The following is a 14,379-nucleotide window of genomic DNA, read 5'->3' as shown; positions in this document are numbered from 1 at the left end:
TCTTCGCCGCCGAGAAGCTTAACTGTCTCGGCCCAGCCATCATCAACAAGCGATTCGTGTGTCATCCCCAGCGTAGAATCACAACCGATTCCGCGCCGCAATACCCTATCTTAGCGCCTATGCCCTCGAGGGGGAGATCATCCGCGCCAACAAAAAAGCCGCCGGGTTGCCCAGGCGGCCTTGAGTTCGAAGTTTCGAAGTCAGCTCAGTTCAGCTTGGCCTTCACGTCATTGAGCGCCGACTTGAACAGGTCGGCACCGGCCTTGGCATCGACCTTGGCGGCGAGCAGCGCGCGAGCGGCTTCGACGGCGATGTCGACGGCCGAGGCGCGCACTTCGCTGACGGCCTCGCGCTCGGCCTGGCTGATCTTCTGCTCGGCAAGCGCGGTGCGTCGGGCGACATAGTCCTCGGTCTTCTTGGCCGCTTCGGAAGCGAGCAGCTCAGCCTCGCGCTTGGCGGCGGCGACGATGTCGGCAGCCTCCTTCTCGGCTTCCTTACGCTTCTGCTGATACTGGCCGAGCAACTGCTGGGCTTCTTCACGAAGCTTGCGCGCCTCCTCGAGCTCAGCGCTGATCTTGGCCGCGCGGGTGTCGAGCGACTTGGCGAGCATGACCGGCACCTTCAAATAGATGACGGCGCCGAGAAAGATGATCAGGGCGATGGTAGCCCAGAGCGTGGCGAGTGATGTGGCGTCCATGATCCCTATCCTCACCGGCTCGCGGATTTGACCGCGGCCGCGATTTCGGACTTATCGGCCTTGCCGCCGACAAGCGCCTCGACGATGGCCGACGTGGTGTCCTCGGCGATCGTGCCGACTTCCTTCATCGCCTTGGCCTTGATCGAGGCGATGCTCGCCTCGGCCTCGCCAAGCTTCTTCTCGAGCTCGGCCTCGAGCTTCTTGCGCGTGCTCTCGGCGTCCGCTTTGGCAGCGTCGCTTGCCTGCTGGCCGATCTTGTTGGCGTTGGCCTTGGCCTCCGCCAGCTCCTGCTCATAGGCAGCAACGGCGGCATCCGCCTCGCCCTTCAGCCTTGCGGCATGATCGAGATCCTGGGTGATGCGGTCGTTGCGGACATCGATGATGCTGCCAAGACGCGGCATCACAACGCGCTTCAGGAACAGGTAGAAGAGCCCGAAGGTGATGACCAGCCACAGTATCTGTGACGGGAAGGTCTTGGCATCGAACGGCGGGAACGCTTCATGCTCCGCGGCAGGCACAGCGGTGCCTGCATGCGTATCGCCCTCGGCAGCGGCCGGCGCTGTTTCTTGCGCGTAGGCAGATGTCACGAACATCTCATTCCCCTGTCCATGGAACGGGGCCGCACCATGCGGCCCCTTTCGTCAGCTCTGGCTCTTACTTGAAGACCAGGAGCAGAGCGATCAGGAGCGAGAAGATGCCCAGAGCTTCGGTCACGGCGAAGCCGAAGATCAGGCGGCCGAACTGGCCATCGGCAGCCGAGGGGTTGCGGAGCGCGCCCGAGAGGTAGCTGCCGAAGATGTTGCCGAGGCCGATGCCCGCGCCGCCCATGCCGATGCAGGCGATACCAGCGCCGATAGCAGCTGCTGCAGTTGCGTCCATTTCAAAACTCCTGTGGTTTCTCTATTCGTTGCAGTTGGTACGTTGGGTATGCTGGCGCCGGGGCGCCGGTGAAAAGAGATCAATGGCTCGGGTGCAGGGCGTCGTTCAGATACATGCAGGTCAGCACTGCGAACACATAGGCCTGCAGGAAGGCGACCAGCAGCTCGAGCGCGGAAAGCGCGACGGCCATCGCAAGCGGCAGGACCGAGCCGGCGACGCCCAGGGCGCCAAACGCGCTCAAGCTGACGACGAAGCCCGAGAACACTTTGAGCGTGATGTGGCCGGCCAGCATGTTGGCGAAAAGACGAACCGAGAGGCTGACCGGGCGCGAGACGAAGGAGATGATTTCGATCGCCACCACCAGCGGCAGGAGATAGCCAGGCACGCCATGCGGCACGAACAGCTTGAGGAAGCCGAAGCCGTGCTTGGCGAAGCCGTAGACGATGACGGTGCCGATGACCAGGATCGCCAGGGTGAAGGTGACGATGATGTGGCTGGTGACGGTGAAGAAATAGGGAAACAGTCCGATCAGGTTGGCGACCAGCACGAACATGAACAGCGAGAACACCAACGGGAAGAACTGCATGCCCTGCTTGCCGGCGGCGTCGCGCAGCATGTTGCCGACGAATTCGTAGGCCATCTCGGACACCGACTGCAGCCGGCCCGGGATGAGCGCGCGGCTCGCCGTGCTCATATAGAGGAAGGCCGAGGCCAGCACGATCGTCACGACCATGAACAGGGAAGAGTTGGTGAAAGAGACGTCGTAGCCGCCAATATGCAGCGGGATGATCGCATGGATCTGGAACTGGTGGATCGGATCGACCTTGTCAGCAGCAGCCACTTTAAATCCCCGTCAAAGCCACAACCGGCTTCTTAAGTTCACTTCGGCGCCTTGCGGCGCCCCACTTCATTCTTTCGGCTCGCGCGGCTTGCCGCCCTGGCCGAATTCGGATGTCAGTCCCGCCGAGCGCAGGACATTGAGTATACCGGCGCCAAAGCCCAGCAACAGGCCGACGATCAGACCCCAAGGCGCTATTCCCGCCAGGCGGTCGATGATCCAGCCCAAGCCGACGCCGACCACCACCCCGGCGATGAACTCGCTGGACAGTTTCAGCGCCTGACCGTAACCGGTCGCAGCTTTCGCTTCGTCTTTCCCCTCGAGCCGGTCCGTGCGTCTCGTCGCAAGCGATGCTTCGAGATCGCGCCGGCGGCGCTCAAGTTCGTCGTCGCGGATGGTGGCTTCTGGCTGCCTGCCGCGGCCGGTTTCTCCGGTTCCGTCTGGCCCGGTTTTGTTGGCCATCGCAACCCCCCTGCCCGGGCAGACGATTGCCGTCCGTCCGCTTCTAAAGTCGCCGGCAACATAGTTAGAGGGTCCGCGCCCGTCAAGCCACGGGCCGAACTTCCAAGCGACGTATTTTTGGCAACAAAATCAATTGTTTATCGAGGTGCGACATCGTGCCCTTCACGCCCGCGTGAGGACTCGGCGCGAATCCGCGCGACAAGCCGCGTCCGGCGGGGCGTCCGGGGCACCTGAGGAAGGACAGCCGGAGGCGTCGTTCAGGCGCCTCGGCTTGAGCCGCCTAAAGCGCGTCGCGATCTTTCAGATTCGCTCCATGCGCTTTAGGTTTTGATTTCGCGCATGTCTTTGTCCCGAAACCGCTTACCAATTTCGGGAGACATGCTTTAGCGGCTCAGCTCCAGCCGCCGCCATAGGTACGATAGAAGATATGCAGGCCGATCCTGGTCATGCGCTGCATGGCGCGCGCCCAGCCCGGATGGACGTAATTGGCGTAGTAGTGCGTCGACGAGCCGACCTCGGGAATAAAGATCTTGCCGGCGGTGACGGCCATGGCGACCTCCTGGGCGGTCTTGTAGGAAGCCTGGTCGGTGATGCTCTTCTTCCTGCCGTCGCAGGCGAAGGAGAACTGACAGCGGTTGAACCAATCGTCGTTCTGGTAGACGACGCCGCAGATCGTCTTCGGATAGGCCGGGTTGCGGACGCGGTTGAGGATAACCTGGGCGACCGCCGCCTGGCCGCGGACCGGTTCGCTGCGCGCCTCGAAATAGATACCCTTGGCAAGGCAGGCCTGCTCGGGTTGGGAAAAGACGCTCGCCGGCAGCGGGTTCTGCATCCAGGCGTGGTCGCCCTTGCCCATCGGCGGGATGAAGCGGCCGTTGTTCGGATCATCCTGCAGCAACGCCTCGAAGGGCGACGCCTTGGCGTAGTCGGGCGCCGACTGCGCATAAGCGGTGGCGAGGATGTCCGGCTTGTCATTGTTGACGAGGGCGACAAGTGCCGCCGGCAGATCCGGATCCGGCTTCTTGTCTTCGCGCAGATGGAAGGCCTGGGCGATCTGGACTTCCTTGCCCTTGATGCCTGGCTTGGCGAAGGTGAGCTTCAGGTCGCTATCCATCGCGGGACGCAGCAGCGAGGAGGTGCGCTTGAAAATCGAGCCAGCGCTGAAATTCTTGGGGGGCGCGACCGGCGAGACCTGGACGATACGGCCCTTCTTGTCGGCGCGCACGACACGATCCTCATCGGGCGTCGCGCCGGCGGTGTTGCCTTTGCCGCGGAAGGCGACGGTGCCCACGCCCGGCAAATTCACGCCGGAGCCGGAGAGCGAGCCGGTGGTGGTGGAATCGACGAAAGGCATTTCGGCCGCATGCACCGAGCCGGCGGCGGACTTCTCGATATAGGCGTTCCAGCGGGTGTCGGACGATTCCAGGCCGGAGATCAGGCTTGCCATATCCTGATAGGCGACGGCCGACGGAAAGCCGATCCAAATGCCGAGCCCGAGCACCAAAGGAGGAAGAAAGGAACGTTTTTTCGCAACGGCGGCGGCGGCAAGCCGCATGGAAACGCGTCGATGCACTGAACTCTCCAGAACGCTACTGACCCCGGAGAGCCAAAATGAAGCATTAACCTTGATGCGGGGTTAACGACATCGATCATGTTCTTTTCATGTTTGAGGAAAGCCGGCTTGCGATTTCCACAGCGGTCCGATGAGGAATCAGGCCCGGGTGGATGCATCAGCTTTGGGTGGATCAGGCCTGGCGCAGGAAGATCGGCCAAGCGAGCGCCGCGCAGATTGCCGCCGCAAGCCACACGCCCGGCCATGCGAAGACCACCAGCAGCCACGGAATGGCGATCGGCACCAGGCAGAAGCCGATGAACACAAAACTGTTGGCAAGGCTGAGCGCGGTGCCGACATGACCGGCGCCGGCAAGCGTGGCAAGCTCGGTATAGGCGACCCCGTGCCAGGCGGAGACGGATATGCCGGCGACGACGACCATCAGCGGAAGCAGCGGCAGCAGCAACGGCGATCCGGCGGCGCCGATCACCAGAAGCCACAGCACCAGGAAGGCTAAGGCGCTCAGCGCGCTGCAGACTTTCAGGAACGGCCGGCGGTTGCCGTGGCGGTCGGTGAAGCGGCCGCTCCAGACGCGCATCCCCATGGCGCCCGTCTGAACGGCGGCGAGGCTGGCGCTGGTCACGAAGGTGCCCATGCCGGCGAAGTCATGCAGGAAGACCGAGGCGAAGGTCAGCACCGCGACCTGCGGAAAGCAGAGCAGGCCGATGGCGGTCGAGATGCGCCACACCTCGATGTTGCGCAAGGGCGCCGGACCGCTTGCAGTCGCCGCACCAAGACCTCCGCTTTCCACTAGCGGCTCGTGCAGCCAGCGCCAGGCAAAATAGGCCGCGAGCGCGGAGACGACCGCAAGCAGGCCGAAGACCGCGGTGAAGCCCACAGCCAGCGCCAGGGAAGGCAGGATGAGCGCGCCCAGCCCGCCGCCGAGCGGCACCGCCGTCTGTCTGATGCTCATGGCGAAGCCGCGTTCGCCCTCGCCGAACCAGCCCATGATGGCGCGGCCGCTGGAGCCGTTGACGCTGCCGCCGAGCAGGCCGACGACGAGCAGGCTTGCCGAGAGCAGCGCGACGCCGGGCACCGCCATTTTTGTCGGCACGACGAGCATGGCCATAATGAAGAGCCATGCCGCCGTCGCGCCCAGTCCGGTCAGGAGCACGCGGCGGTCGCCCCAACGATCGGTGAGCACGCCCCAGGGCAATTCGCTCAGCGCCACGCCGAGGCCGAGAAGCCCGAGCGCCAGGCCGAGCGAGGCATTGTCGAGATGGTAGCCCTGGCGCATCACCACCGCCGTCGCCGGAATGCCGGAGAAGGTGGCGGAGAAGCCGGCATTGGCGGCGACGCCGATGCCGAGAACTTTCCAGCGATGGTTGGGGCCGAAGGCGCGGCGGGCGGAGGCGCCGGCGCATGCATCAGGCGGTTGGCAGTCGTTGCGTGCGACGATAGCGGACATGGTTCCATTCCCGTGACGGCCGGCTAACGGCTTGACGGGCCGGATGTAGCGCCATAGCTTCGTCCATAAAATCAGGAATTTTTTGACCAACAATCCTGAGAATCGGGATGATCTCATGCGCCGCATAACATTCGACCTCGATGTCCTCAGGACCTTCATCACCGGCATGGAGTTGGGCAGTTTCGCCAAGGCGGCCGAACGGCTCGGGCGCTCGACGTCCGCCGTCAGCGCACAACTGAAGAAGCTGGAAGAGCAGGCCGCGACGCCGGTTTTCCGTAGGGCGGGACGCGGCCTGGCGCTCACCGAGGCCGGCGAGACGATGCTTAGCTATGCGCGGCGGCTGATCGAGCTCAATGACGAGGCTGCCTCCGCTATCCGTGACGTCGAGCTGGAGGGCTGGGTGCGGCTCGGCCTGCAGGAGGATTTCGGCGAGGCCGTGCTGCCCGAGGTGCTCGGCCGCTTCGCCCGCGCCCATCCCAAGGTGCGCATCGAAGCGCGGATCGGCCGCAGCCACGACCTTGCCGAGCGCGTCCTGTCAGGCAATCTCGACCTCGCGCTTGCCTGGCATGACGGCACGACCCTGCCCTACAGCCGGCATGTCGCCGACGTGCAGGCGCGCTGGATCGGCCCGGCCAAGCCGATCGAGGCAGGTCAGCGCAATGGCGAGCCGCTGCCGCTGGTGGTGTTCGAGGCGCCGTGCCTCTTGCGCACCGTCGCGACCGAAACGCTCGACCGCGCCGGCATGCGCTGGCGCATGGCCTTCTCCAGCCCCAGCCTCGGCGGTATCTGGGCGGCGGTGGCGGCGGGTCTCGGCCTGACGATCCGCACCGACATCGGCCTGCCAGCCAATGTCAGAGCAATCGCGCCGGGCGTGCTCGGGCTGCCGGCGCTGCCGATGATGGCACTGCACCTGCATCAGAAGGACGCCGAGCTCGACCCGGTGGCGATGCGGCTGGCGGAGATTCTTTTGCAGGCGGCGCTGGAGACGCTGCCTGAGGGAGCGCGAACCGGCGATGGGCTGCGAGAGGTCGCGTGAGATCTTGGCCCCTATCGCGCTCGTCATTCTATGGCGAAGCGAGGAGCGAAGCGACGCGCGCATACCATAGAATCCATTCCGTTACCTTGCGCGAGGGATGCAGCGGTGCAGAATTCTGAACCGCCGCGGCGCCTCGAAGTCACGAAAATGGATCCTCGGGTCTGCGCGCGTCGCTTCGCTCCTTGCTCCGCCCGTGGATGACGAGGGATCAGCGTCGGCGCTTTCCCAGAAGTCACCGCTTCTTCGCCCTACCCGCAAACGGATTGTCCGACGTGCGTAGCGCCATGCGGATCGGCACGCCGGGCATGTCGAAGGCCTCGCGCAGGCTGTTGGTCAGGTAGCGGACATAGGATTGCGGCGTCGCGTCCGGGCGCGAGCAGGAGACGACGAAGCCCGGCGGGCGGGTCTTGGCCTGGGTGACGTATTTGATCTTCAGCCGGCGGCCGGCGACGGCGGGCGGCGGGTGATGCGCGAGGATGCCTTCCAGCCAGCGGTTGAGCTTGCCGGTGGAGACGCGGCTGTTCCACACCTTGTGCGTCTTGATGACGCTTTCCATCAGCTTGTCGAGGCCGCGCCCGGTCTCGGCCGAGACCGTCACCGCCTGGATGCCGCGCACCTGGGGCAAGAGCCGCTCGGTCTTTTCGCGCAGCTCGGCCAGCAGCTCCTGCGGGTTGTCGATCAGGTCCCATTTGTTGAAGGCGATCACCGGCGCCCTGCCCTCGCGGATGATGAGATCGGCGATCTGCAGGTCCTGCTTCTCGAAGGGAATGGTGGCGTCGAGCACGATGATGACGATCTCGGCGAAGCGGATGGCGCGCAGGCCGTCCTGCACCGAGAGCACTTCCAGCTTTTCATGGATCCTGGATTTGCGGCGCATGCCGGCCGTGTCGAACAGCTTTATCCTGCGGCCGCGCCAGTCCCAGTCGACCGAAATGGAGTCACGCGTGATGCCGGCTTCCGGGCCGGTGAGCAGCCGCTCCTCGCCGATCAGCGCATTGATCAGCGTCGACTTGCCGGCATTCGGGCGGCCGACAACGGCGATGCGCAGCGGCTTGGTGTCGTCATAGGACGCTTCAGCGTCGGGGTCGGCGATGTCTTCGCCGATCAGCACCTCGCTGGCGGCGATCTCATCGCTGTCCTCGTCCTCGTTCTCGCCGAAGGCGCGTTCCTCGCCGAGCGCTTCTATCACCGCGTCACGCAGGTCGGGCATGCCCTGGCCGTGCTCGGCCGAAACCGGGATCGGCTCGCCAAGGCCGAGCTCCCAGGCTTCCAGCATTCCGCCTTGAGCGCCGCGCGCCTCGGCCTTGTTGGCGACGAGCACCACCGGTTTGCCGGATTTGCGCACCACTTCGGCGAAGGTGCGGTCGTCGGGCATCAGCCCGGATTTGGCATCGACCGTGAAGAAGATGAGGTCGGCCTCGCGGATCGCGATCTCCGTCTGCTGGCGCATGCGGCCGGGCAGTGTCGAAGCGGCCGCGTCCTCGAAACCGGCGGTGTCGATGACGTCGAAATGGAGATCGTAGAGCTTTGCCGCATGAACGCGGCGGTCGCGCGTCACACCAGGCGTGTCGTCGACAAGCGCCAGCTTCTTTCCGACCAGCCGATTGAAAAGAGTCGATTTGCCGACGTTAGGCCGGCCGATGATGGCGACTTTGAAGCCCATCCCGGATCACGAAGCGTTGCCCGACCCGCGGATCAGCTCGGACATCAGCTGTGCCCGCTGGCGCACATTGCGCGGGGCGGCTTCGTCCGAAGAGATCTGGTCGAACAGTTTGAGCGCGTCGGCCGACTTGCCGTCCTTCCAGGCGGCAAGGCCGAGCGCCTCGCGCGCCGAGTGGCGCAGCGGATTGGTGTCGGCGGTGAGTGCCTCGATGCGGCTTGAGACGTCGGCGTAGGAACCGTGATCGACGAGCAGCAGCGCGGCCCTCAGCCGCGCGATGTCGCGGATGCCGGCGGGAATGGCGTTGTCGGCGGCGACCTCGTCGAAATCCTTGACCGCGCCGTCGACGTCGCCCTTGTCGGCCTTGACGGTCGCGGCGCGCATGCGGGCGAGCAGCGGATAGGCGCCGTAGCCGTCCTTCTCCAGCTGATCGAGCGCGGCGATCGCCTCGTCGTTCTTGCCGTCATTGGCGAGCTTCAACGCAGCCGAGAAGGCGTCGCCCGAACGGTTGGCACGGCTCTCGTCCCAGTATCGGTAGCCGACGACGGCCGCCGTTCCCAGCACGATAAGGATGGCGATGCCGAGAATGGCCGGGCCAAAACGATCCCACAGCGCCTGCGCCTGCTCGCGACGAATCTCTTCGTTGACTTCGCGGATAAAACTGTCGTCCGACATCAATCAAAACCATTGCTGCCCCAGAAGGGGGCGCTTCTTGAGCCCCGCGTTTTAGCGAAATTTCGTCGGCATGGAAGGGGGCGGGCCGGAAAATCGGCTGGGAATGCCCGGCCCCGGCGGAGCTTGCCCGAACGCAACCGCGCCACATTTGCGCGATAGCCGGCTTCCGATCAGCCGGAGACGTCCCCGCCAGAAGGTTGCCAATGCTTCGTTCATACCGCGTCCTTGCGTTCAGTCTCGCCTCGCTCGCCTCAGCCAATGCCGCCTTCGCCGATCCGCCGAAATCGCCAGCCGCTTTGCCGGCCAAACCGAAACAGGTCGTGCTGATCTCGTTCGACGCCGCCCGCGAGATCTCGCAATGGCAGCGCAGCCGGGCGCTGGCAAAGCGCACGGGCGCGCATTTCACCTATTTCCTGTCCTGCGTCTTCCTGCTCTCTCCCGAGACGCGGCTGCAATATGCCGGCCCCGGCAAGGCCGCCGGCAAGTCCAATGTCGGCTTTGGCGCCTCGAAACAGGATGTCGCCGAGCGCCTGGAACAGGTCCGGCTGGCTTCTGCCGAAGGCCACGACATTGGCAGCCATGCCTGCGGCCATTTCGATGGCAAGGACTGGAGCAAGGCCGACTGGGTGGCCGAATTCGCGTCCGCGCGGCGCATTTTCGAAAACGCCTATGCGATCAACGGTATTTCTCCCGAGCCGCCCGGCTGGCGCGATTTCGCCCGCCATACCGTAACCGGTTTTCGCGCGCCCTATCTGTCCACCGATAAGGCGCTTTACGATGCGCTGCCCGAGGCTGGCTTTGAATACGACGCGAGCGGCGTCTCGAACGATCCGGCCGTGCCGCCGACCCTGAATGGCACAACCCGCTTTGCCCTGCCGCTTATACCGGAAGGGCCGAAATCGAAGCCGGTGGTCGCCATGGACTATAATCTCTATGTCCGCCACTCGAATGGCTTCGAGAAGCCGTCGATGGCGGACGCATTCACCGAGCGCGCCTACCAGGCGTTCCACTCCGCTTTCGAGGCTCAGTACAACGGCAAGCGCCTGCCGCTTGAGCTCGGCTTCCACTTCACATTGATGAACAACGGCGCCTACTGGAATGCGCTGGAGCGCTTCGCCGGCGACGTCTGCGTGAAGGCCGATGTCGAGTGCATCAGTTTCCGCGACTATGTCACGCGCCGGCGCGCTGGCCAGGCACAGGCGAGTGTGGGCGGCTAACTGGACCGGCCGCGCTCTAGCCTGCCGGCTGATCTTCGGGACGCATGCCAGCTTGCTCGCGTTCTAGATAGTGTTGATCGATAATCGGCAGTTGCTCGCCCTGCAGCGTCGCTTCGAAGGCTCGCAAACGTTTGTGCACCGACTGCAGTTCGACAATCGTCGACCAGGAATTCAACAGGAATTGAAGCGAATTCGTCACCTTGCCGAACGCGTTCGATATCTGATTCAGGGCGCCGAACGTGATCTTATGCGCAACCAGCGAGGGCCCAAGGATAAGCAACGAGAAGATGTTGTCGGCCTGCAGATAGGTGTAACGCACGACATTGAAATAGATGTAGTGGAAATATAGCTTGAAATAATTGCGGCGGACATTGGCGAATAATTGTGTCGTCGTCGCCGGCTGAGCCCGATCGGCATGATCTTCGCCGTAGACGAGTTCCTTGCGATAGGCTGCCTCGACGCGCTGGTTGCGGAACTGCAGGCCCGGCAGCTTGAGACCCGCCACCATGACGGAAATCGTTCCGAACAGACACCAACCCAATGCGGCAACGACCAGTGGCTGCGGGACCGTGCCGATGATCGGTAATTCGGTGATGTGGGCCTGCAGTTGAATCAAAACCGGTAGAAAGGCGATCAGGGTCATGATCGACTGGACGAAGGTCGAGCCGAGATCCTCCATGATCTGCGAGAAGCGCATCGTGTCTTCTTGGATACGCTGTGAAGCGCCCTCGATGTGGCGTAGTCGGCCCCAGTTGGCGATGAAGTAATCGTTCATCGCGGTGCGCCAGCGGAAGATCCAGTGGCTGACGATGAAGGCATTGACCACCTGCACGTTCATGCCGACCAGCGCCAGCCAGGAGAAATCGGCCAAGCCCTTGTAGAATTCGGTGTCGGTCGAGGCCGTCGTTCCCGACATCAAGCCCTGAACGTAGTCGAAGAACGGGCCATACCAATTGTTGACCGCAACCGAGACCTGAACGTTGAAGTAGATGAAGAACAGGATGACCGCAGTCATCAGGATCGACCAGTTCTGCCACGGGTGCGGGGCGTACCAGCTCCAGAAGGCGTAGAAGATCACCACGCAGGCCACGAAGTAGATGTAGAACCACAAGAACGGCTTCGACCACAGCACCGCGATGCCGATGATGGGCGGCGTGCCGGCCGCTACCGACGGCAGGCCGAAGACGGCGCCCAATTGCTCGCCGCCGAAGAACCAGAACAGGATCGCGGCAAGGCTCCAGACGGCGGCCGATGTGAAGAAAAGCTTCGGCTGCGGGAAAAAGGATACGAACACTGTGGCGGGTTTCCTCGGTCTGACCGCAATCAGCGGCATTGCTGTTCGGCGGGCATAAAGTCACACATTGGGGGGAAAGAAAATGCCCGTGCCCGATGCCCGGCATCGAACAAGCCGCAAATCATGGCGATTTTCGCGCAGCCGACCAGGCAATGACGCCGGAGGCGAGCAGCGCCGCCGCCGCCATCGTCGAGGCAAGCACGTAATTGCCCGAGGCCTGGGCGAGCAGGCCGGCTGCGATCGGGCCGACGATCTGGCCAAGACCGAAGGCTGCCGTCATCACCGCGAAGATGCGGCGAGGCGCCCTGGGCGCGAGCTGCCTGCCCATCTGCAAGCCCAGCGCCGTGATGGCGATGAAGGTGCCGCCGAGCAGGACGCCGGCGATCAACGGTCCGGCGGCGCCCTTGACGACGACACTGGCGGTGACGCCGACCACCTCGACCAGGCAGCTCGCGGCGTAAGCGGCATAGAGCCCTATCCGGCCGGCGAGCCTCTGCCAAAGCCAGGTCGAGGGAAAGCCGGCGAGGCCGGCGACCATCCAGACAGCGGCCTCGAAGACGCGCCCGCCGCCGCCCTGGCGGACGATGGCGACCAGGAAAGTGGCTGTCACCACATAGCCGAAGCCGAACAGTCCGTAGGCGACGATCATCTTCACCAGGGACCTGTCCTTCGGCAGCGCCGGCTCGCGCCCGTCGGTGACATTGGCCGGGGTGGCCGAGCCGGCGAGCAGCGCGACGACAAGCAGGCCGACGGCCGAAAGCGCTCCGGACCAGAGCCAGCCCGCGGCCCAGCCCGCATGTTCTGAGACGAGGATCGCCAGCAGCGCCGAGGACACGGCAATGCCGAGGCCCACGCCACCGAAATGCAGCGCCTGCAAATCGCGGCGGCCAACCTCAGCCAGATGGCTGAAGACGATCGAGGCCATGAACACCATGACGAAGGCGCTGGCGAGGCCGGCGAGCAAGCGGATGACGAGGAAGGCGGCTATCGTCTCGTTGAGTCCCATGAGAGCGGCGAGCACGGCGCTGGCGGCGAGGCCGGCGAACATCAGCACGCGCTCGCGGCCATGCGCCCAGCCGCCGGCCGCGGCAAAAGCGCCAATGAGGTAGCCGACATAATTGGCGGAAGCGATCCAGCCGGCATCGGCCGGCGTCAAATGCAGCTCCTCCATCATGCCGGGCAGGATAGGCGTGTAGACGAAGCGGCCGATGCCCATGGCGACGGCGAGCGCGACCATGCCGGCGAGAGCAAGCCGCAAGGGAGATGGCGAGGCGTTCATTGCGGTGCACAGTAAGTCTGCGCGCCCGCGAAACAATGCGCTTGCGTTGGGCCAGCGCCGGCAATCGCGCCGAACCGGCGTTAGGGACGGGTCATGCCCGCGGTCTCGTACACGGTGCGGCTGGCCGTCAGCCGGAAGGGCATATCGCCGAGCTCGCGCTCCGACATGGTGTCGAGCACCGGATGCGACAGCGGATCGCTGATCCAGCGAGCGATCTCGCCGTCCTCGGGCGGCCCCGCCTCGGCAACCGAAAGCCCTCTCAGAAAAGATAAAATCTTCATGGGGCTACCTCATTGTTCAAGGTTGCTTCGGCTAAATTCTGCCGTTTCCTGTCGGGTTTCAATTGAGATTTCGGTCCGTTCACTTTAGAAAAACTGGATGGCTATGCTGAACCGCGTCCATCTCAACGGCCTGCGCGCCGTGGAAACCGTCGCCCGGCTTGGATCGCTGGCGGGAGCGGCGGCGGAGCTAAACGTCTCGGTCAGCGCCGTCAGCCAGCAGGTCAAGCGCACGGAAAAGCAGTTGGGACAGGCGCTGTTCGAACGGACGCCAGGCGGGCTCGTGCCGACGGAATTCGGCGCCGCCTTCACGGCGCGGCTCAGCGCCGGCTTCCGCGAGCTTGCGCAAGCGGTGGCGCTGGCCGACGAGGCCAACGAGTGCACGCTGGTCGTCTCGGTGGCGCCGGCTTTCGCCTCGAAATGGCTGCTGCCCCGGCTGTCGCGGCATTTCGCGCGATACCCGAATGTGCTTTTGCGCATCGATGCGTCGGCCAGGGTCGCCGATCTCGACCGGTCCGACATCGATATCGCCATCCGCCTCGGTGACGGCAAATGGCCGGGCGGGCGCGCCGAGCTTCTACTTGCCCAGGAAGTGTTTCCGGTCTGCGCGCCCTCGATCGCGGCCAGGCTGAAGTCGATCGGCGATCTGGCGCAGACCTGCGCCATCACCGACGAGCGGGCGATGTTCAGCTGGGACGGCTGGTTCGAGGCGGCGGGCGTCGAGCCGGTCACCTTCCAGAAGGGCGCCCGTTTCACCGATCCGATGCTTTGCCTGGAATCGGCGATCGCCGGCCACGGCGTGATGCTCGCCTGGCAGTTGCTGACCGCCGACGCGCTGGCCGACGGCCGACTGGTCGCGCCCTTCGGGATCAGGGCGGAGAGCGGGCTCGGCTATTGGCTGGTGACCTCGGGCACCAAGAGCGAAAGCCGCAAGGTGCGCGACTTCAAGGCCTGGATCCGCGAGGAGATCGAGGCGACCATGGCGCAGTTCCGGGCGTTGGACAGCGCCGCATAACCGCTCCGCACTCTTCAACGACGCGGTTC

Annotated in this window: 15 protein-coding genes; 3 read left to right on the top strand and 12 right to left on the bottom strand. The window is 64.4% G+C overall.

Features of this window, described 5'->3' with window-relative positions; all coding sequences use genetic code 11:
* Positions 1-205: 205 nt before the first annotated feature.
* From O7A05_RS25355 to O7A05_RS25325, 7 genes are all read right to left on the bottom strand, one after another.
* Positions 206-697, bottom strand: a complete 492-nt coding sequence (locus O7A05_RS25355; RefSeq protein WP_337095663.1) for a F0F1 ATP synthase subunit B — start codon at positions 695-697, stop codon at positions 206-208.
* 11 nt (positions 698-708) lie between these two features.
* The gene (locus tag O7A05_RS25350; protein WP_337095662.1) at positions 709-1,290 is read right to left on the bottom strand and encodes a F0F1 ATP synthase subunit B; all 582 of its coding nucleotides are present in this window, start codon (positions 1,288-1,290) and stop codon (positions 709-711) included.
* A gap of 61 nt (positions 1,291-1,351) precedes the next feature.
* Positions 1,352-1,576 carry a F0F1 ATP synthase subunit C gene (locus O7A05_RS25345; RefSeq protein ID WP_027164582.1) on the bottom strand — a complete coding sequence of 75 codons (225 nt, stop codon included), beginning with the start codon at positions 1,574-1,576 and terminating at the stop codon, positions 1,352-1,354.
* A gap of 79 nt (positions 1,577-1,655) precedes the next feature.
* Positions 1,656-2,417 carry a F0F1 ATP synthase subunit A gene (locus O7A05_RS25340; protein WP_337095660.1) on the bottom strand — a complete coding sequence of 254 codons (762 nt, stop codon included), beginning with the start codon at positions 2,415-2,417 and terminating at the stop codon, positions 1,656-1,658.
* Positions 2,418-2,483: 66 nt separating this feature from the next.
* Positions 2,484-2,876 carry an AtpZ/AtpI family protein gene (locus O7A05_RS25335; RefSeq protein WP_337095659.1) on the bottom strand — a complete coding sequence of 131 codons (393 nt, stop codon included), beginning with the start codon at positions 2,874-2,876 and terminating at the stop codon, positions 2,484-2,486.
* A 391-nt stretch (positions 2,877-3,267) separates the two neighbouring features.
* Positions 3,268-4,449 carry a cell wall hydrolase gene (locus O7A05_RS25330; protein WP_337095658.1) on the bottom strand — a complete coding sequence of 394 codons (1,182 nt, stop codon included), beginning with the start codon at positions 4,447-4,449 and terminating at the stop codon, positions 3,268-3,270.
* A gap of 172 nt (positions 4,450-4,621) precedes the next feature.
* Complete coding sequence (locus tag O7A05_RS25325) at positions 4,622-5,896, bottom strand: MFS transporter (protein ID WP_337095657.1); 1,275 nt, start codon at positions 5,894-5,896, stop codon at positions 4,622-4,624.
* A 115-nt stretch (positions 5,897-6,011) separates the two neighbouring features.
* Here O7A05_RS25325 and O7A05_RS25320 point away from each other — a divergent pair, with 115 nt between their 5' ends.
* Positions 6,012-6,932: a LysR substrate-binding domain-containing protein gene (locus O7A05_RS25320; RefSeq protein ID WP_337095656.1), complete on the top strand. Its 921-nt coding sequence runs from the start codon at positions 6,012-6,014 to the stop codon at positions 6,930-6,932.
* A gap of 232 nt (positions 6,933-7,164) precedes the next feature.
* On the opposite strand, the gene der is transcribed toward O7A05_RS25320, so the two are convergent.
* Positions 7,165-8,595: a ribosome biogenesis GTPase Der gene (gene der, locus O7A05_RS25315; protein WP_337095655.1), complete on the bottom strand. Its 1,431-nt coding sequence runs from the start codon at positions 8,593-8,595 to the stop codon at positions 7,165-7,167.
* Positions 8,596-8,601: 6 nt separating this feature from the next.
* A complete protein-coding gene (locus tag O7A05_RS25310; protein WP_337095654.1) occupies positions 8,602-9,267 on the bottom strand; it encodes a tetratricopeptide repeat protein in 666 nt (221 codons plus the stop codon).
* Between the two features lie 203 nt (positions 9,268-9,470).
* Between O7A05_RS25310 and O7A05_RS25305 the strand changes: the two genes are divergently transcribed.
* Positions 9,471-10,484 carry a polysaccharide deacetylase family protein gene (locus O7A05_RS25305; RefSeq protein WP_337095653.1) on the top strand — a complete coding sequence of 338 codons (1,014 nt, stop codon included), beginning with the start codon at positions 9,471-9,473 and terminating at the stop codon, positions 10,482-10,484.
* 16 nt (positions 10,485-10,500) lie between these two features.
* Here O7A05_RS25305 and sbmA read toward each other — a convergent pair whose 3' ends face one another.
* The 3 genes from sbmA to O7A05_RS25290 all read right to left on the bottom strand — a co-directional run bounded on the left by sbmA (position 10,501) and on the right by O7A05_RS25290 (position 13,338).
* Positions 10,501-11,778 carry a peptide antibiotic transporter SbmA gene (gene sbmA / locus O7A05_RS25300; RefSeq protein WP_337095652.1) on the bottom strand — a complete coding sequence of 426 codons (1,278 nt, stop codon included), beginning with the start codon at positions 11,776-11,778 and terminating at the stop codon, positions 10,501-10,503.
* A gap of 121 nt (positions 11,779-11,899) precedes the next feature.
* Positions 11,900-13,057: a YbfB/YjiJ family MFS transporter gene (locus O7A05_RS25295; RefSeq protein WP_337095651.1), complete on the bottom strand. Its 1,158-nt coding sequence runs from the start codon at positions 13,055-13,057 to the stop codon at positions 11,900-11,902.
* Between the two features lie 80 nt (positions 13,058-13,137).
* Positions 13,138-13,338 (bottom strand): hypothetical protein, encoded by a 201-nt coding sequence (locus tag O7A05_RS25290; RefSeq protein ID WP_337095650.1) that lies wholly within the window; start codon positions 13,336-13,338, stop codon positions 13,138-13,140.
* 97 nt (positions 13,339-13,435) lie between these two features.
* Between O7A05_RS25290 and O7A05_RS25285 the strand changes: the two genes are divergently transcribed.
* Entirely contained in the window at positions 13,436-14,350 is a 915-nt protein-coding gene (locus O7A05_RS25285) for a LysR substrate-binding domain-containing protein (RefSeq protein WP_337095649.1), read from the top strand.
* The last annotated feature ends 29 nt before the right edge of the window (positions 14,351-14,379 follow it).

This window comes from Mesorhizobium argentiipisi (SeqCode), from assembly GCF_037179585.1.
GTDB classification, from domain to species: domain Bacteria; phylum Pseudomonadota; class Alphaproteobacteria; order Rhizobiales; family Rhizobiaceae; genus Mesorhizobium; species Mesorhizobium argentiipisi.
Note: the sequence above shows the minus strand (reverse complement) of the source record. Positions and strands in the feature narration are given on the sequence as shown.